Below are 18,178 nucleotides of genomic sequence, written 5' to 3'. Positions count from 1 at the left end.
CGAGAGGTTCATCTGACCCTTTAAAACATTAACAGATGAAGACGTATGATGAAAAACACATTAAGAACGTCGTACTGTTAGGCGCTGCTAAAAGCGGGAAAACCACCCTCAGTGAAACCATGTTATTTGAAGCCGGTATTATCAGCAAGCGGGGTACCGTAGAAGAAGCCAACACAGTATCTGACTACCACGAAATAGAGTACGAAAGAGGAAGCTCCGTTTACGCCACCTGCCTGCACACGGAATGGAGGGACTACAAGATCAATATCATAGACACGCCGGGACTGGAAGACTTTATAGGGGAGGTGATCTCCTCCATCCGGGTATGCGATACGGCGCTCCTGCTGCTGCATGCCCAGTACGGGGTGGAAGTGGGCACAGAGCTGATATGGGATTACGTGGACAAATACCGCAAGCCTACCATACTGGCGGTCAACCACCTGGACAACGAGGAAGCTAATTTCAGCAAGGTAGTGGACGACGCCAAACGCATCCTGGGACCGGCGGTTACCATTATGCAGTATCCTGTAAACCAGGGCATTGGCTTTAACAGCGTGATAGACCTGCTGAAAATGACCATGTACCGCTTCCCGGCCGATGGCGGCAAGCCCGAAAAGCTGCCCATACCGGACAGTGAAAAGGAACGGGCTGAACAACTGCACAACGAGCTGGTGGAGAAGGCGGCGGAGAACGATGATACCCTGATGGAGCGCTACTTCGAAAAAGGCAGCCTGGACGAGGACGAGATGCGTGAAGGGCTTAAAATAGGCATGCTGCAGCACCAGGTATTTCCTGTATTCTGCCTGTCCGCCAAAAGGAACATGGGCAGCGGCCGGCTGATGGGCTTTATTGACAACGTGGCGCCCTCCGCCGTTGAAATGCCGCCGGAAACAACGGAAGACGGGCAGCCTGTTCCCTGCGACCCGGATGGCCCGGCCTGCCTTTTTGTGTTCAAAACCCTGCTGGAGCCGCATATTGGGCGGCTCACTTTTTTCAAGGTATTGTCCGGTGAAGTGCGGGCCGGCATGGAGCTGATGAACGAAAAAGGCGGCGGTACAGAGCGCCTTAACCAGCTCTTCATTGCAGACGGGAAAAACCGGAACCCGGTAGACCGCCTGCGCTCCGGCGATATTGGCTGTACCCTGAAACTGAAAAGCACCCTCACCAATCATACGCTGAATGACAAATCATTTAACGCCCAGGTAGATCCCATCCATTTTCCCCCGCCCAAGGTAAGAACAGCCATCGAGGCCAGGAACAAGACCGATGATGAAAAGCTGGGCGAAGTGCTGGCGGAGATCCACATGGAAGACCCTACCCTGGAAATAGAATATAACCGTGAGCTGAAACAGGTGATCCTGCACGGACAGGGCGACCTGCACCTGGCCGTTACCAGGTGGCGACTGGAAAATATCTACAAGATGCAGGTGGACTACCTGCCGGCGAAGATACCCTACCGCGAGACCATCCAGAAACCCGCCATGGCCAACTACCGCCATAAGAAACAATCCGGTGGCGCCGGCCAGTTCGGGGAGGTGTATATGAAAATAGAGCCTTATTATGAAGGTATGCCGCCCCTGAAGGATTTCCCCGTAAGGGATTCGGAAGAAATTGAGCTGAGCTGGGGCGGCAAGCTGGTATTCAATAACTGTATTGTAGGTGGCGCTATTGATGCCCGTTTCCTGCCTTCCATCCTGAAAGGCGTGATGGAGAAAATGCAGGAAGGGCCCCTCACCGGTTCTTACGTACGCGATGTACGGGTAAGCGTTTACGATGGGAAAATGCACCCGGTGGACAGCAACGATATCTCCTTTAAGATAGCGGGTATGATGGCTTTCCGCGAAGCCTTCCACCAGGCCGCTCCCCAGTTGCTGGAGCCGGTGTACGATATAGAGACCACCGCTCCCGATTACATGAGCGGCGATATTATGAGCGAGCTGCAGAGCCGGCGCAGCATTATAACGGGAATGGACACACTGAATGGTAACCAGGTGATCAAGGCGCGCACGCCCCAGGCTGAGCTGGACAAGCTGTATGCCGCCCTCCGGAACACTACCCAGGGCAAGGCCAAGATAAAGGCCCTTTTCGCGGAATATGCCCCCGTGCCCATGGATGTGCAACGGAAACTGAGTGAGGAATATAATAAAGTAGCCGTTAGCAGTTAGCTGCCCCAGCTTTCCCTGTCCAGGCTCCTGTACTGTATGGCTTCCGCCAGGTGGTTGACCTGTATCCCGGCGCTGCCTTCCAGGTCTGCAATGGTGCGGCTTACCTTCAGGATACGGTCATACGCGCGGGCCGACAGCTTTAGCTTGCTCATAGCGTTTTTGAGCAGGGTGCTCTCTTCCCGCCCCAGTTGGCAGATATCCTTCAGTTGCCTGCTGCTCATTTGCGCATTGCAGTAAATACCGTTCTCCGCTTCAAAACGCCGGGTTTGTATTTCCCTGGCCCGCAATACCCGTTCCCGTATATGCCGGCTGGGCTCCGCCTGCTCCTCCGCATGCAGGGCGGTAAAGGGCACCGGCGTTACCTGCAGATGCAGGTCTATACGGTCCAGCAGCGGCCCTGATATGCGGTTCAGGTACTTTTGCACCTGGCCCGGAGGACAGGTGCAGTCCCGGTCCGGGTGCCCGTAAAAGCCGCACTGGCACGGGTTGCATGCCGCCAGTAATATGTAGCTGGCCGGGTAGCTGACGGAGGTACGGGCCCTGGAAATGGTGATCTGTCTTTCTTCCAAAGGCTGCCGCATTACTTCCAGCACTTTGCGTTTGAACTCCGGCAGCTCGTCCAGGAACAGCACGCCGTTGTGCGCCAGGGATATTTCCCCCGGCTGGGGAACGGAGCCGCCGCCTACCAGGGCGGTATCGCTGATGGTATGATGCGGGGCCCGGAAGGGGCGGCGGGTGACCAGCGATGCATGTTCCGGCAGCTTGCCGGCCACGGAATGGATCTTGGTGGTTTCCAGCGCTTCGTTTAACGTCAGTGGCGGCAGGATGGTGGAAAGCCTTTTGGCCAGCATCGTTTTGCCTGATCCGGGCGGCCCTATCATCAGCGCATTGTGCCCGCCGGCGGCCGCAATTTCCAGCGCGCGTTTTACGCCGTACTGTCCTTTTACATCGCTGAAGTCCACATCAAAACCGGCCTGCGCCGCCAGGAATTCCTCCCGGGCGTCTGCCTGCACCGGCGCCAGTGACTGCGGGTGGTGCAGGAACTGTATCACTTCCCGGACATGCGATACGCCGTACACCTTCAAACCGCTTACCATGGCGGCTTCCCGTGCATTCTGCAACGGTACTATCAGCCCGCTGAAGCCCGCTTCCCTGGCCTGCAGGGCAATGGGCAATGCGCCTTTAATGGGCTGAATGGTGCCGTCCAGCGAAAGCTCGCCCATAATGGTGTACGTATGCAGGGTATCGGCCGGCATTTGCCCGGATGCGGCAATGATGCCCAGGGTGATGGGCAGGTCGTAGGCGGCGCCGGCTTTCCTGATGGCGGCAGGCGCCATGTTCACTACGGTGCGGAACCGTGGGAAACGGTAACCCAGGCTGATGATAGTGGATTCAATGCGTTTCTCGCTTTCTTTTACCGCGTTGTCCGGCAGGCCCACAATAAAGAATTTCGTACCTCTCGGGAAAACATTCACTTCTATGGTGATGGGAATGGCGGTAACGCCCTGTACCGCGCTGCCAAAGGTTTTAACAATCATTGGATGTGATATGGTTGGTGGAGGGCGAAAATAAGGGAAAACGCAGAAACGACCAATTACGGGTTAAATGCTCCCACGTAGCCCACACCGTTATGCCGGTGCGCCCGCGGCGGGTACCCGAAGAACTTCTTGAAATCCCGTGTAAAGTTCGTAGGCATGTACCCCAGCTCCGCTGCAATGTCCGCAATGCTTTTGCTGCTTTGCAGCAGCAGTTGCATGCTCTTTTCCATCCGCTGTTTGTGATGGTAGTGCCATACGGTGGTATTGTAATATTTCCTGAAGCCCTGCTTCAGCTTGGACTGGCTGATACAGAAATTGCGGGCCAGTTGCGCCAGGTCAGGGCGGGAGTGCAGGTGGTAGCACAGGTAGGAGCGGATGGTTTCAAACAGCCGGGTATTGGCATCCGGGAGTGGCGCACCGGCCGCATTGTCCAGGTCTTCCAGTACCATACCCTGTATCTCCAGTAGTTTGCCATATAGCTGTACTTCCGTTATCTTCCTGGTGGGGGCGCTGTGATTGATCTCGCTGATCAACTGGTAGAGCTGGTTCCAGATAATGCCGGACAGGGGGGCTGCGAGGCTGCCGCCTTTGGCGAGTAGCTTCTTTGCGGTGGGAGAATCCAGCGCCAGTTCCTCCAGCAGCGTATGGCAGCAGTCAATTTCCCAGGAGGCATACAGGCCGGGATTCAGGTATATTATGTGCGGGCCGCCGTGCAGTTGCAGCAGGTTATACTGGCCCTGGTATAAGCGGAATTTTTGCGATCCGGCTGCCCGGCAGTCTGCGCTGCCCTGCATCATACAATGCAGGGTAGGCCCCGTTTCATCGGGGGTCAGCAGTAGCTTGACAGGGCCTTTCACAAATATACAGTGGTGGGATACCATGCAGCCTTTGACCGGCATTTGCTGCTCCAGGATCACGGCCATAGGTGCAGTGGATAACAGGCTTTCCGCAAAAGGATATTGGTAATTTTTGTATTGCACCGGTATTTCGCGGGTTACACTTACCAAATGTGCCGGCACATCGGGAAACGAATATTTCATTGACAGGTTTTTTTGGTTAACATACAGTAACGGTATAGTGGTCGGGCATCAGGTTTTCGCAAGAAAGCATAATATGGTCTCATTTAATGGGTTACGAAAAAAAGCAAATGAGGCAGGCTAAAGATAGGGACTGCTACTGCGCCTGTATTGCAGTAGCAGAAAATTTCCAGGGGTAAAAAGTGGCGGCGCGTTACTTCATTTCCTTTAACAGGTCCAGCACCTTTTCGCGTTTTAATATGAGGTAGCCGATCTTTTCCCTGGCAATGCCGTCTTTCAGCAGGTAGGTAAAATGCAGGTTGTCCTCAATCACTTCGGACTCAAAGTATTTGAACAGGATGTTCGGCTCATCCTGCAGCGATTCCGCCAGTTCATATAAGTGGGTGGAGAGGATGAACAGGCAGTTGGTGCTGCGCAGCAGGCCCTGTATCACTGCCAGGGAACAGTTCTTGGCGTCTTCCACGTTGGTGCCTTTGAACATTTCATCTATCAGCACCAGCCAGTGCTTGCCGTTGCTGATCTTGATGATGGTATTCTTGATACGCTGCACTTCACTGTAGAAGTAGCTCTCGCCTTTAAAGATATTATCCTGCACCTGTATGTTGCTGAAGATACCATGGAAGAAGCTGAGCCGCATCTGCTGCGCGGGCACACCCATGCCTACATGCGCCAGGAACACGGCCACGCCTACTGCTTTAATGAAGGTGGTTTTGCCGGCCATGTTGGCGCCGGTAAGGAACAGGAAATGGCTGTGCGGGTCCAGCCCGATATCGTAGGACACCGGTTCATGCAGGATCATGTGATACAGTTGCTTTGCGGCAATGAACGGGTGCGGGGTGTCTTCAAACGTGGGAAACTGCAGTTTGTAGTGCCTTACCGCCTTGGCCATGGCATAAAAAGCGTCCAGCCTTTTGTAGAGGTCCAGCAGCTCCCACAGGTGTTTTTTCTGCCGGGAGCGTATCAGGTTGTCATATCGCAGTATCTGTATAAAAGATAGCTGCTCGCCGTTCCCGATATGCAGCAGCTCATTGAACTCCCGCTGCAGCAGGAGGTGATGCGCCCTGTCCAGCAGTTGTTTAAGGATCAGCGGCGTGTCATCGGTATTGAATGCCTGCACCAGCGAACGGAAACCTTTCACCAGGTTGAGCACCTGCATGAAGGAGAATTTGATGAAGCCGTAATCCGGCGCATAAATGGTTTTGGTGATCACGGCGTTCAGCAGCAGTCCCGGCCCGCCGGTGCTGGAAACCGTGGATATCTGGGCTTCCAGGTAATTTTCCACCACCACTATGGTGCCGTTGGTGATGATCTCCGGCCAGTAGCTTTCCTGTGCTAATATATACTGTAATACTTTTTGCCGCTGCTCGATGGCGTTAATGTTCTGCAGGGGAGCGCTGAACAACTGCCGCAGGTATTCCCGGCCGCCGGAGGTAGTGGTGAAGTCCAGCCGGTGAAACAAAGAAAATTCTTCCTCCCGGTTAAAAATAGAAAGATCATAGTAGGTAGTCTTGTCCAGCTCCATGCAGCCCGTATTTTTAGTGAATATACGTTTTAATGCAAAAAATTGCCAGTGTTTGTATATAGATGCATTGACCGGAAAAATCCATAGTTTTCAGCAGCCGGCTAGTGGCTGAACAGCAATCGTTGCCCCATTTTGCTTTCATTGAACAGCCCGTTCTGCCAGGCCAGGTGGCCGTTTACAAAGGTGTGGGTAATGGCTGCGGGAAAAGTATGCTCTTCAAAAGGGCTCCAGTTGCATTTGTAATAGACATTCTCCTTTGCCACAGTAGTGGCCTGCTGCAGGTCTGCGATCACGCAATCCGCGTAGTAGCCTTCGCGCAGGTAGCCCCTTTCCCTAATACGGAAACAAACAGCGGGCGCATGGCACATTTTCTCTACCATTTTTTCCAGGGTAAGGTTACCCTTGCTCACATGCTCCAGCATCATCAGCAGGCTATGCTGCACCAAAGGCACGCCGGCGGGCGCCTGCAGGTAGGGCTGCTGTTTTTCTTCCCAGGTGTGCGGGGCATGATCCGTGGCAATAATATCCAGGCGGTCGTCCAGCAGGCCCTGCCACAGCGCATGTTTGTTATGCTCCGCTTTAATGGCGGGATTGCACTTGATCAGGTTGCCGTAGCGTACATAATCATCTGCCGTAAAGTACAGGTGGTGCACGCATACTTCGGCGGTTATACGTTTTTCTGCCAGGGGCAGCATGTTGCTGAACAGTTGCAGCTCTTTTTCAGTGGAAATATGCAGGATATGCAGGCGGGAGCGATGCTTCTGAGCAAACTGCACGGCCACCAGCGAGGATTCAAAACAGGCTTCCTCGTTGCGGATCAGCGGGTGGTCCGCCGCGGTCAGGTGCGCTTCTCCCTTTTCTTCCAGGATGTGGGCCATGTTATTGCGGATGATCTTTTCATCTTCACAGTGCGTGGCGATGAGCAGCTCGCTTTCGGAAAACAGTTTTTCCAGGGTCAGGTAATTGTCTACCAGCATATTGCCGGTAGAGGAGCCCATGAATATCTTGATGCCGCATACACGGTCTTTTTTGGCGTTGGTCTGCAGTACTTCCTCCACGTTGTCATTGGCTACTCCCATAAAAAAGGAGTAATTAGCAAGCGAATGCTGCCGGCCGATATCGTATTTCTCTTCCAGCTTTTGCTGGGTAATGGCGGGCGGTTTGGTATTGGGCATTTCCATAAAGCTGGTCACGCCGCCAGCCACGGCCGCGCGCGCTTCCGTGTAAATGCTGGCCTTGTGGGTAAGGCCCGGTTCCCGGAAATGCACCTGGTCGTCGATCACGCCGGGCAGCAGGTGCTTGCCTTCGCCGTTTATCTCGGTATAATTACCATCAATACTGATCTGCGGCGCTATCTTTTCGATGCGCTCGTTCCTGATCCAAACGTCCTGTACAGTGGTTTGTCCTTCGTTTACAACGGTTATATTCCGGATGAGATAATGCTGCATGGGACAAAAATAGGAAATGCCTTCTACATCCTACCCCTCCAGATGTATGGAAAATACGATCATGCGGGAGTGCAGCTTCTCGATCACGTTGGAGTGGCGCAGGTTCGGATCTTTTACGTGCACGTTGCCGATGCCGTTGCTGATCTTGAATTCAGGCGAGAATATGAAGCTCTGGAAGTAAAATTCAAAACCGGCGCCCACTTCGTAACCGTAATCCGTGGTTTTCACCTTTACCAGGTCGTCATCGCGGCGGGCACGGGCATTGGCGGCCAGGTCATAGTCATATTTAAGGCCGGCAATGGTATATACCCGCATATTGCCGATGCGGTCCGATTTGAACTTGATCTGCAGCGGAAAGCTCAGCAGGATGGACTCGATCTTTTTTTCGGTATCGGTATCCGGCTTGGGATAGTTTTCGCGGTAATACAGGTTTTTGGAAGCAAATACCAGTTGCGGGTTGAAGCGGAGGTCAAAATACCGGCTCAGGCGCGCATTGGCCAGCAGGCCCAGGTTAAAGCCCATGGTCTTTAAGGGCTCCACTACCATGATAGAATCTTCCTGCAGGAACACCGGCGCCTGGTACAGGCGGAAATTGGACTGGTTGGCGGCCAGCGTGATACCAAAGTAATAAGGCTTGGCGTCATGTTCCTCCATGTTAATGATCTGCTGGGCGCAAACGGTGGCAGGCTTCCATAAGAATATGAATAGGGATAGGATCAGCGCGTAGCGCAGTAAATTGAACATATGCCGAATGTGAGCGTTTTGCATGTAACCGACTGGAAACCAGTATTAGTTAAAATATTGCACATCACTTGTCCCTGCGGAAAGGCTTTCACGGAGTCTGGCAGGTAGCTGTAGGCCGCCTGGCTTTTAGCGATCCATTTTCCCAGCAGGGGAGTGATATAACGAAAGTACAAATTATATAATTGTTTAATGGGAAAAACTGTCGGATTGGAAAATTCCAGGATCACCAGTTTCCCTCCCGGTTTCAGCACCCGCCGCATTTCAGACAGCCCTTTTTCCAGGTTCTCAAAGTTCCGGACGCCGAAGGCAACCGTTATGGCATCAAACGCTTGTTCGGGAAAACTTATTGTCTCACTGTCGCCTACCTGCAGGGTTATTTTGTGCTCCAGCCCCAGCCTGGCTATTTTTTTCCGCCCGATGGCCAGCATGCCTTCGGATATATCTATGCCTGTAATGCTTTCCGGCTCCAGCATCCGCTGCGCCATAATGGCAAAGTCGCCGGTGCCGGTGGCTACATCCAGCATCTTTTTGGGCTGCAGGGACCGCAGCATCCGTAATGCCTTTTTGCGCCAGATCACGTCTATTCCCAGCGACATAAAATGGTTCAGGAAGTCGTAGCGGAAGGCAATATCATTGAACATGGCCGCTATTTGCTCCTTCTTGCTTAATTTTGATCCCGCATAGGGAACTACCTTCTCAACATTAGCATTATCTGACATAAGGGGCAAAGTTAGCAAATGTGCGGATATGCAGGTGTCCGGATATGCAAATACAAAAGCGCTATGATCATTAAATCAGCAGAATACCTTATCAGTAACGTGGACTGGCAGAAATGCCCCAGGCCCAATTTGCCGGAATATGCTTTCATCGGGCGCTCCAATGTAGGCAAGTCATCCTTGATAAATATGCTGGCCAACAAGGAAAAGCTGGCCAAGACCTCCGGCACGCCGGGGAAAACCCAGTTGATCAACCATTTCCTGATCAACCAGGCCTGGTACCTGGTGGACCTGCCGGGCTACGGCTTTGCCAAAGTAAGCCAGTCCCAGCGCCGGCAATGGGAGCAGATGATAGAGAACTACCTCCGCAAACGGGAGAACCTGGTGAATGTATTTGTGCTGATAGACAGCCGGCATACCCCGCAGAAACTGGACCTGGAATTCATTAACCAACTGGGAGAGTGGCAGGTGCCTTTTAACCTGGTGTTTACCAAGGCGGATAAGAACACCCAGGTGGAAACCAGCCGTAATGTAAAAGCTTTCCTGAACAAACTGCGCGAGGAATGGGAGTTCCTGCCGGCTCATTTTATTACCTCCACCGTGAAGAAAACCGGCCGCGACGCCATACTGACTTTTATAGAGGAGCTGAACGCGCAGTTCAGGGCAATAGCCTGAACTGCGCTACAGGATTGTCATTCCATCGTCCTTGTTACCCGGTAGAGCGCTTCCAGGTAAGATTGCAGGTAAGCAGGAACAGCGCCGTAGTCTATGTGCCACTCCCGTAATGCTTCGCCCGGTGCTTTATAGCCCAGCAGCCAGGCCGGTCCGTCAGCACAACCGGGGCAACCAAACACCTTCACATTGCTGGCTTCCAGGGAATCTACCGGCAGGGTAAAAAGAAAGTTTTTCAGGCTGTCATGCTGCGCCGCGGTGAGCGGTGTAAAATCCAGGTCTTTTCCTTCAAAGGAACTGCCCTGGTCCATAGTGGCCCGGTAACTGCCTTCGGCGCTGATCTTATACACCGTTATGCGGAAATCGGATAGCATGGAGGTGGTATTGGGCGCTACCAGTAAATATTCGCCGGTGCCCGGTTGGTCATTATCCTTGCCGCAGGCCGTAAACAGGGTGGTGATGGCTGCCAGGGCCAGTAAAAGGAAGTGGTGACGTTGCATGGTAAAAAGGTTTGGTAGCTGTCGTTTATTTTATTGTAATAAAGTAGTTTCCGCTGTTGTAGCCCGCACATATGTGAAACTGTAGCCGCAGGCATAGTTGTTACCCGTCATGGAAAGCGTATCTCCCCGCCGGGTAATGATATCCTCAAAGGTGCTGTTCTCAAACCGGATGGCCGGCTTTTTCTTCTCTGACCACCATTCAGTCACGGTCATTAATGTATAAGTGCCGCGCGATGTAACCGTATCATGCCTGTAGCGGGTATAATGGCCGTTCTCAAAACGGATATAGCTTTTATCGCGTTCGGGGTCCCAGTTTTCCGAGCCTTCACCAGACCAGCGGATCTTTCTCCAGGTGCCTTCCAGGGATACAGACAGCTCTTCTTTTTTCTTACAACTGCCCAGTACTAATAACAATAAAACGGGTAACAGGTAAATGGTTTGTTTCATCACTCATAGGGGATTGATCTGCCTGTAAAAGGCAGCATGGGGGGGAATTGTTACAGGAACAGGAAAAATTAACAGTGGAAACAATAGGGGAGACAAACCTACCGGATGTGCTTACACATCCAAAAAAGGGGAAATAAGCAGTGGTGCCAGGGTTTTAATTCACCACCTTGTTGGCGCAGCTACTGCTGGCAAACGCTTCCGGTTTGGCCTTGAAGGCAAAGCCCATGCCCAGTATGTAGCCCATGGCCTCGCGCAGCGCCTGGTTGCTTTTGAACTGGGGGTTGGTGTTGATGTCTGCATGTACTTCCATGTCCACGTCGTACTCGGTGAACAGGTCGCAGAGCTCATAGGCGATCTCAATGCTCTTGGCTACTTCTATGAGCATGCGCTCCTTGATGGAATAGCAATCCCGCGTTTTTTCATTGTGAATGAACATGAAACCGCCATGTCCTTCGCGCAGGAAAACGATCACCGTGGCAAATTCCGTTTCTGCCCCTTTTACCTGTGAGTCCGTGCCAATGCAAACCTTCAGTTTAAAACCGCGCGCCGTTTCCCGGACAATAGCGTCACGTACCTCATCTTTGATGGGTAGCTGGATCGGGTCGCCGTTGAATCTTCTCCATTTTAGCATGTGTATATAATTAAGCGTGAATAGGCGTCCAAGTTATACGCTAACAACCTGTCGGAGAAAGCCAGTCTGTGTCTGTTGCCAGTCGGGTATTGGGGTGGATGACCGGGAAAAAATTTACCGAATATACGAAACGGCGGGCCAATCGCCTAATTTTTGTACGCAGGGGAAAGTATGAAGCAGGAAGGATGAAGTATGAAGCAGGAGCAAAGAGTGCAGGGAGGAAGCTTAGTATTGCCCGGTGCTCAGCATTACGAGCGTGCAGGCCTCGATAGGCTGTATCCCCTGCTGCAGCGCCAACTGCCGCAGTTCTTCATTTTCTGTGCCCGGGTTAAAGATCAGGCGCTTGGGGTGCAATTGCAGGATGTAGTCATAATATTCCCGCTGCCTTTGCGGGTTCAGGTACAGCGTTACCGTATCCACGTTGCTAAGTGCCGGGTGCTCTTTGACCACCGGCGTATCTGCGATCAGCGCTTCTCTTTTACCAATAGCTATTACCGGGTGCCCGTGCGCTTTCAGCCGGGACACGGCCAGGAAGCTGTAGCGCTGCGGGTTGGGGGAAGCGCCCAGCACGACCGTTAATTTTTTGTTACCATTCAGTGCCGTCTCCATACAGGATGAAGGTAGGCAATTTTTCAGTAGGAAGCTCGAAGCAGGAAATAGGAAGTAAGATGGGTTTCGTATTTCCTACCTCTCGCTTCTTACTTCCTGCCTCCTGCTTCTTATTTCCTCCAGGGCTTCCTGCAGGTGCGGATACCGGAAGGTAAAACCGGCCTGTGTAATGCGGGTGGGCAGCACCCAGCGGCTTTTTAGCAGCAGCTCGGTCTCCGTGCCGATGACACACGCGCCCAGGGCCAGCAGCCAGGCCGGCGCCGGCAGCCCGAATACATGGCCGCTTGCCTGCCGGAGTGTGCGCATAAAGGTGCGGTTGTTAACCGGGTGCGGTGCGCTGCAGTTAAAAACGCCTTCCAGTTGCGGTTGCTCGTACAGCCATGCTATCATACGGCACAGGTCGGTAATGTGCACCCAGCTAAACATCTGCCGCCCATGGCCCTGGCGCCCGCCCAGCCCGTATTTTACCAGGTTCAGGTAGGGGCCCATAACACCGCCGCGGGCGCCCAGGGTGACGGCTATACGTAGTATGACCTTGCGTGTATGCGGCAGGGTGATCGCGTTAAAGGTTTGTTCCCAGCGTTTGCATACCTGTACGGAAAAGTCGTTCTCTATTTCCCCATTGAATTCATCCATGGGCCGGTCTTCTGCATGCCGGTAAATGGTGGCGGATGCGGCATTTATCCACAGGCGGGGCGGGCGCGCCAGTGTAAGGATGGCCTGCCCCAGCACAGCGGTGGCGTTGGTGCGGCTGTCGAATATCTCCTTTTTATTCCGGTCATTGTACCGGCAGTTCACGCTTTTGCCGGCCAGGTTGATGAGGAGGTCTGCGCCTTCCAGGAGTGTTTCCCAGCCGTGCAGGGTTTCCGCATCCCAGTACACGTAGCGGGTACGGCCGCTGTTGCGCTGCGGATGGCGGGTAAGGATCACCAGGTCGTTCCGGCTGCCGAAGTGAGCGATCATTTCCTGGCCTATAAAACCTGTGCCCCCGGCGATAACAATTTTTTTGTGTTGCATAGGAATAATATTTCAGAACTTTCAATAAAAAATGAAATATAAGATCAAAAAAATATTACTTGAATATTTTCATCAGGGTGCCATAGAACCAGCTTTCTTCAGACCGGATGAAAGAGGTGATGGTCTTGTCAGTCTGGTGCGCAAACTTGTTGATGTTGTGGATGGAATCCCGGAATGCTTTTACGTGCTTGTCCTTCTGCTCGCCTTCCACTTCCTGCAACTGGTTGAGCACTTTCATAATGGGGTCCAGCTCACGCTTCTTTCTTTCCCGGGCGATGCAGGTAGCCACTTTCCAGATGTCCTTTTCCGCGGTAAAGAATTCCCGTCTTTCTCCCGGCACCAGCACCTTTTCCACCAGTCCCCAGTTGATCAGCTCCCGCACGTTCATATTGGTATTGCCCCGGGAAATGTTCAGCTCCTGCATGATCTCGTCTGCGCTCAGCGGATCGGGCATTACCAGCAGCAGCGCATGTATCTGCGCCATGGTGCGGTTTATGCCCCATTGTGCGCCCAGCGATCCCCAGGTCTGGATAAATTGTGCTTTTGCTTCTGCCAGTTTCATCTGCTAATATTTATTTCGCAGTCTTATGTCTTTTAATTGCCTCAATGGATCTCCTTCGTCGATCTGTCTTTTTATCGGTCAGATGGAACCTCGCGTTAACATGCCCCCTGTGTGGGTAGCGTTTATCATGCTCGGTTTCATGGGTCCTGATGTAAGTGCTTTTACTCTCCGAAGATAGGCATTGTTTTCGAACTTTCAAAATATAATGAAAGAATAAGTCGCTGCTACATGGCATGCAGCGCCACCCGGTTGCCTTCGGGATCGCGGATAATGGCGTAGAAGCCCAGCGCCTGCTCTTCGGAAACCGGGGTTTTCTCCTGCACAATATGGGCGCCGGCATCTGCTGCGCGTTCCAGCATCCCATCCAGGTCGTTGCCGGCATTCAGGTACACCAGGCAGCCCCGCTGGCTGGGGATGTAGTCCGGCCCATGAACAATGGCGCCGCCAATGCCGCCGGACTGCGGGTCATGGGGTAAAAAGCCCCTGCGGTTAGGACCGTTCAGGGTTTCCTGCATTTCGTAATCAAATAACCGGTTGTAGAATGATCGGGCCCTGTCAAAGTCATTCACCGGGATCTCAAACCAGTTGAGGGCGCTTGCGGGAAGTTTCATCTGTTAATGTTTATTTCGTGGGGGTCATATTTTTCATTTGCTTCAATGGATATTTTTCGTCGATCTGTCTTTTCATCTGCCGGATGGTACCTTTCTGCCGGTTGGGGGGATTGGTTTCATAGCGTGAAAATTATTGGGGAATAACTCAATTTAACGAATTTACCAGAACCGTGCAAAGGGTTTTCCGGGATACATATCTAGTAGTGTTGTAACAAAGAAAAAGGCTGCGCCGGTTTTACCGGCGCAGCCTTGCTTATGTCTTTTGCGTTATTTATACCAGCATCGTTACCGGGTTTTCCAGGAACCCTTTCAGGGTAGCCAGGAACCGGGCCCCTACGGCTCCGTCCACAATCCGGTGGTCGCAACTGAGGGTCAGTTTCATGATGTTGACTACTTTGAACTGACCTTTCTCGGACACCACGGTTTCCTTGATATTGCCAACGGCCAGTATCGCGGAATCGGGCGGGTTGATGATGGCGGTAAACTCGTCAATACCGAGCATACCCAGGTTGGATACACTGAAGGTATTGCCGCTGAACTCCTGCGGTTGCAGCTTTTTGTTCTTGGCCTTGTCATACAGCTCCTTGGCTTCGCCGGCTATCTGGCTCAGCGTTTTCTGGTCGGCAAAGCGGATTACCGGCACTATCAGCCCTTCCTCGATGGCCACGGCGGAGCCTACATGAATATGTTGGTGCTGGCGGATAAAATCGCCCATCCAGCTACTGTTCACATCCGGATGCTGGCGCAGGGCCATGGCGGCGGCTTTTATCACCATGTCATTGAATGAGACCTTTACGGGAGATACCTCGTTGATGGCTTTGCGCGCTTCTATGGCCTTGTCCATGTTCACATCTATCTTCAGGTAGAAGTGCGGTGCGGTAAACTTGCTTTCGCTGAGGCGGCGGGCTATCACCTTACGCATCTGGCTCAGCGGGGTATCAGTATAGCCTTCCTGTCCGGCAGGTACGAACGCCGGAGCCGCGGCCTTGGCAGCAGCCGGTGCAGCGGCGGGTTTGGCGCCGGGCACAAAGCTGTCAATATCTCTTTTTACGATCCTGCCGCCATCGCCGGTACCGGGTACCTGGCTGATGTCGATACCTTTTTCCTCTGCCAGCTTCTTGGCCAGGGGGGAGGCTTTTACGCGTCCGCCGTTGGCAGCGGCAGCAGGCGCTGCTTCAGGAGCAGCAGCGGGTGCGCTCCCGGCTGCAGGTTTTTGTTCGGCTGCGGGTGTTTCCGCTGCGGCGCCGCCGGATTGTTCCGCCGCCAGGATGGCGTCTATATTGGTGCCTTTCTTGCCTACAATGGCAATAATATCGTTCACTTTGGCCGCGTCTCCTTCTTTTACGCCTACATACAGCAGCTCGCCGTCTGCATAGCCGATCACTTCCATGGTGGCCTTGTCGGTTTCCACCTCTGCCAGCACATCGTCGCTCTTAACGGTATCGCCTACCTTTTTATTCCAGGCTACTATCTTGCCCTCGGTCATGGTATCGCTCAGCAGCGGCATGCGGATCACGGTTGCATCTTTCAGGGCGGCTTCCGCGGCGGCTTTTACCTCGCCATTGGCGGCTGCGGGTTGTGCCGGTGTGGCTGCCGGGGCTTTATCCTGTTTGGCAGGAGCGGTATCGGCCTGGCCATTGGCGGGAGCAGATCCGCCTTCCAGCAAGGGCTTGTAGTCTTCTCCGGGTTTACCCACAATGGCGATAATATCATTTACTTTGGCAGCTTTACCTTTTTCCACACCTACATATAATAGTGTGCCTTCTACGTATCCTATTACTTCCATGGTGGCCTTGTCGGTCTCCACTTCTGCAATTACATCATCTGATTTTACGGTATCGCCCACCTTTTTATGCCATTCCGCAATCACCCCTTCTGTCATCGTATCGCTTAGAAGGGGCATTCTGATAACTTCTGCCATGTGTTTACTCAAAATTTTGCCCAAACCTACAAAAGAAAGACGAAAAAATTAATAATGAATAATGAATAATTAATAATACCCGCTACACAGGAGTTCCCTGTAACACTGGTCACTTTATTATTAATTATTCATTGTTAATTCTTAATTGATTAAAAGTCCAATTCCATATTCAGTTTATCCTTCAGCTCTTTCACCAGGGGGTATTGCTCCACCATTAGCTGGAACTGTTCACGGCTGCTCAGGGGGGCCGGGCCTATGTCCTGGGACTGCTGGCTCTCGTCCAGTTGCAGGGTAAGGATAATGGAGGGGTTGTTGAACTTTCGCTTGAAGAAGTCCGAGATGGCCAGCTTTTCTTCTTCCATAAAACGGAACTGAACAATGTTCCGGCTTACGATGCCGATCTCTTCGGCTGCCAGCAGCACTACATTGGCCAGTTGCAGGTTGCTCACCACGGTCATTTTGTTGGCCTGCCGGAAGGTATCGATGAACTCTTCCCAGTACACAGCCAGCGCGCCCTGGGTAATGGCAATGCTTTCGCGGACGGTGGTCTGCTGCTGTTTGGCGGCCAGGGCTTCCTTCATGGCGGCCAGGCCGGTCAGCTTGCTACCGGCAGCAGCTTTGCCGGCTGGCTGGGTAGCGGCGGGCCGGGGCGCTGGTGGGACGGTACTGGCAGGCGCCGGTGGTGGAGGCGCCGGAGCAGGAGCTGCCACCGGTGCTGCCTGGGTGGCAGGCGGGGCAGTGGCTTTCGCTGCCGGTGGTGTTTCTATGGTAAGCCTGGCTTCCTGTTGCGCAATGCTTGCCGTGGTGGCTGGCTTGCCTCCGCTGCGGGGGGCCGTAGCCTGGGCAAAGGGCGCCCGTAACTGCTGCGGGGCCGCGCCGTCAGGCACTAACTTTTTTTTTACCACTTCACCGGACTGGTCATCGCCCGCCAGGGTAACCGCCTGCTGCAGGTAGCATAGCTTGATCAGCGCCATTTCTACGTGCAGGCGCTTGTTGCGGGCCATGCGGTAGTTGATCTCCGTATCATTCAGCAGGTGCAGGGCCGTGATGAGGTAGGCCGGGCTGATCCTGCCGGATAATTGCTTGTAACGGTCCTTCAGGTTGCCGGACACTTCCAGCAGGTGCATGACCTTTTCTTCCTTGCACATGAGCAGGTTGCGCAGGAACTCCGCCCATCCGCTCAGGAAGTTGTCGCCTTCAAATCCTTTTTGCAGGATCTCGTCAAATATCAGCAATGCGCCGGCTACGTCCTGTTGCAGCACGGCTTCCATTACCCGGAAAAAGTAATCGTAGTCCAGTATGTTCAGGTGCTCCAGCGTATTCTGGTAGGTAAGATGCCCACCGGTAAAGCTCACGATCTTGTCCAGCGTGCTCAGGGAGTCGCGCATGCAGCCGTCGGTTTTCTGTGCCACCAGGTGCAGGGCGTCCGGCTCTGCCTGTATCTGCTCTTTTGTGCAGATCTCCTGCAGGTGGTCTACGGTATCCTGTATGGTAATACGCTTGAAATCGAATATCTGGCAACGGCTCAGGATAGTAGGCAGTATTTTATGCTTCTCCGTGGTGGCCAGTATAAAGATGGCGTAGGAGGGCGGTTCTTCCAGCGTTTTCAGGAAAGCGTTGAACGCGGAGGAGCTGAGCATGTGCACCTCATCTATAATATAGATCTTGTACTTGCCGGCCTGGGGTGCAAAACGCACCTGTTCCACCAGGGTGCGGATATCGTCTACCGAGTTGTTGGACGCCGCATCCAGCTCATGTATGTTAAAGGAGCTGCCTTCGTTGAACGATTTGCAGGAATGACACTGGTTGCAGGCCTCTCCGTCGGGCTGTAGTTGCTCACAGTTAATGGTTTTGGCCAGTATACGGGCACAGGTGGTTTTTCCCACTCCCCGCGGGCCGCAGAACAGGAAGGCGTGTGCCAACTGGTTGTTACGGATCGCGTTTTTGAGGGTGGTGGTAATATGGGATTGTCCCACTACGGTAGAAAAGTTCTGAGGACGGTATTTACGGGCCGAAACGATAAAATTCTCCATAATAC

17 protein-coding genes are annotated in these 18,178 nt (G+C 53.2%); 2 read left to right on the top strand and 15 right to left on the bottom strand.

Going from position 1 to position 18,178, the window contains the following annotated elements; translation table 11 throughout:
• The first annotated feature begins 35 nt into the window (after positions 1–35).
• On the top strand, positions 36–2,165 hold the full coding sequence (locus LX66_RS01195) for an elongation factor G (protein WP_145710066.1): 2,130 nt from the start codon (positions 36–38) through the stop codon (positions 2,163–2,165).
• On the opposite strand, the gene LX66_RS01190 is transcribed toward LX66_RS01195, so the two are convergent.
• From LX66_RS01190 to ubiE, 6 genes are all read right to left on the bottom strand, one after another.
• Entirely contained in the window at positions 2,162–3,703 is a 1,542-nt protein-coding gene (locus tag LX66_RS01190; RefSeq protein ID WP_145710065.1) for a YifB family Mg chelatase-like AAA ATPase, read from the bottom strand. The genes LX66_RS01195 and LX66_RS01190 overlap by 4 nt on opposite strands.
• Before the next feature lie 56 nt (positions 3,704–3,759).
• Positions 3,760–4,743: a helix-turn-helix transcriptional regulator gene (locus LX66_RS01185; RefSeq protein ID WP_145710064.1), complete on the bottom strand. Its 984-nt coding sequence runs from the start codon at positions 4,741–4,743 to the stop codon at positions 3,760–3,762.
• Between the two features lie 190 nt (positions 4,744–4,933).
• Entirely contained in the window at positions 4,934–6,262 is a 1,329-nt protein-coding gene (locus tag LX66_RS01180) for a MutS-related protein (RefSeq protein ID WP_145710063.1), read from the bottom strand.
• Between the two features lie 101 nt (positions 6,263–6,363).
• Positions 6,364–7,710 (bottom strand): dihydroorotase, encoded by a 1,347-nt coding sequence (locus LX66_RS01175; RefSeq protein WP_145710062.1) that lies wholly within the window; start codon positions 7,708–7,710, stop codon positions 6,364–6,366.
• Positions 7,711–7,740: 30 nt separating this feature from the next.
• A complete protein-coding gene (gene porT / locus LX66_RS01170; RefSeq protein ID WP_145710061.1) occupies positions 7,741–8,454 on the bottom strand; it encodes a type IX secretion/gliding motility protein PorT/SprT in 714 nt (237 codons plus the stop codon).
• Entirely contained in the window at positions 8,427–9,173 is a 747-nt protein-coding gene (ubiE, locus tag LX66_RS01165) for a bifunctional demethylmenaquinone methyltransferase/2-methoxy-6-polyprenyl-1,4-benzoquinol methylase UbiE (protein WP_145710060.1), read from the bottom strand. Before ubiE ends, porT begins: the two co-directional genes overlap by 28 nt.
• 63 nt (positions 9,174–9,236) lie before the next feature.
• On the opposite strand from ubiE, the gene yihA reads away from it, so the two are divergent.
• Positions 9,237–9,845, top strand: a complete 609-nt coding sequence (gene yihA, locus LX66_RS01160; RefSeq protein ID WP_145710059.1) for a ribosome biogenesis GTP-binding protein YihA/YsxC — start codon at positions 9,237–9,239, stop codon at positions 9,843–9,845.
• A 17-nt stretch (positions 9,846–9,862) separates the two neighbouring features.
• On the opposite strand, the gene LX66_RS01155 is transcribed toward yihA, so the two are convergent.
• The 9 genes from LX66_RS01155 to LX66_RS01115 form a co-directional block, all read right to left on the bottom strand.
• Positions 9,863–10,342, bottom strand: a complete 480-nt coding sequence (locus LX66_RS01155) for a hypothetical protein (RefSeq protein WP_145710058.1) — start codon at positions 10,340–10,342, stop codon at positions 9,863–9,865.
• A 30-nt stretch (positions 10,343–10,372) separates the two neighbouring features.
• On the bottom strand, positions 10,373–10,789 hold the full coding sequence (locus LX66_RS01150) for a hypothetical protein (protein ID WP_145710057.1): 417 nt from the start codon (positions 10,787–10,789) through the stop codon (positions 10,373–10,375).
• A gap of 154 nt (positions 10,790–10,943) precedes the next feature.
• Complete coding sequence (locus LX66_RS01145) at positions 10,944–11,420, bottom strand: ribonuclease H-like YkuK family protein (protein WP_145710056.1); 477 nt, start codon at positions 11,418–11,420, stop codon at positions 10,944–10,946.
• 225 nt (positions 11,421–11,645) lie between these two features.
• Positions 11,646–12,029 (bottom strand): CoA-binding protein, encoded by a 384-nt coding sequence (locus LX66_RS01140; RefSeq protein ID WP_145710055.1) that lies wholly within the window; start codon positions 12,027–12,029, stop codon positions 11,646–11,648.
• Positions 12,030–12,104: 75 nt separating this feature from the next.
• Positions 12,105–13,046 (bottom strand): TIGR01777 family oxidoreductase, encoded by a 942-nt coding sequence (locus LX66_RS01135; RefSeq protein WP_145710054.1) that lies wholly within the window; start codon positions 13,044–13,046, stop codon positions 12,105–12,107.
• Positions 13,047–13,101: 55 nt separating this feature from the next.
• Complete coding sequence (locus LX66_RS01130) at positions 13,102–13,608, bottom strand: GbsR/MarR family transcriptional regulator (protein ID WP_145710053.1); 507 nt, start codon at positions 13,606–13,608, stop codon at positions 13,102–13,104.
• A gap of 224 nt (positions 13,609–13,832) precedes the next feature.
• Positions 13,833–14,219, bottom strand: coding sequence for a VOC family protein (locus LX66_RS01125; protein ID WP_145710052.1), 387 nt, complete (start codon positions 14,217–14,219; stop codon positions 13,833–13,835).
• A 271-nt stretch (positions 14,220–14,490) separates the two neighbouring features.
• On the bottom strand, positions 14,491–16,140 hold the full coding sequence (locus LX66_RS01120) for a pyruvate dehydrogenase complex dihydrolipoamide acetyltransferase (RefSeq protein WP_145710051.1): 1,650 nt from the start codon (positions 16,138–16,140) through the stop codon (positions 14,491–14,493).
• A gap of 149 nt (positions 16,141–16,289) precedes the next feature.
• Positions 16,290–18,173 (bottom strand): DNA polymerase III subunit gamma/tau, encoded by a 1,884-nt coding sequence (locus LX66_RS01115; RefSeq protein ID WP_145710050.1) that lies wholly within the window; start codon positions 18,171–18,173, stop codon positions 16,290–16,292.
• Positions 18,174–18,178 lie beyond the last annotated feature (5 nt).

This window comes from Chitinophaga japonensis (assembly GCF_007830125.1).
Classification (GTDB): domain Bacteria; phylum Bacteroidota; class Bacteroidia; order Chitinophagales; family Chitinophagaceae; genus Chitinophaga; species Chitinophaga japonensis.
The sequence above is the reverse complement of the archived record's forward strand: the minus strand, read 5'-3'. Positions and strand labels throughout refer to the sequence as shown.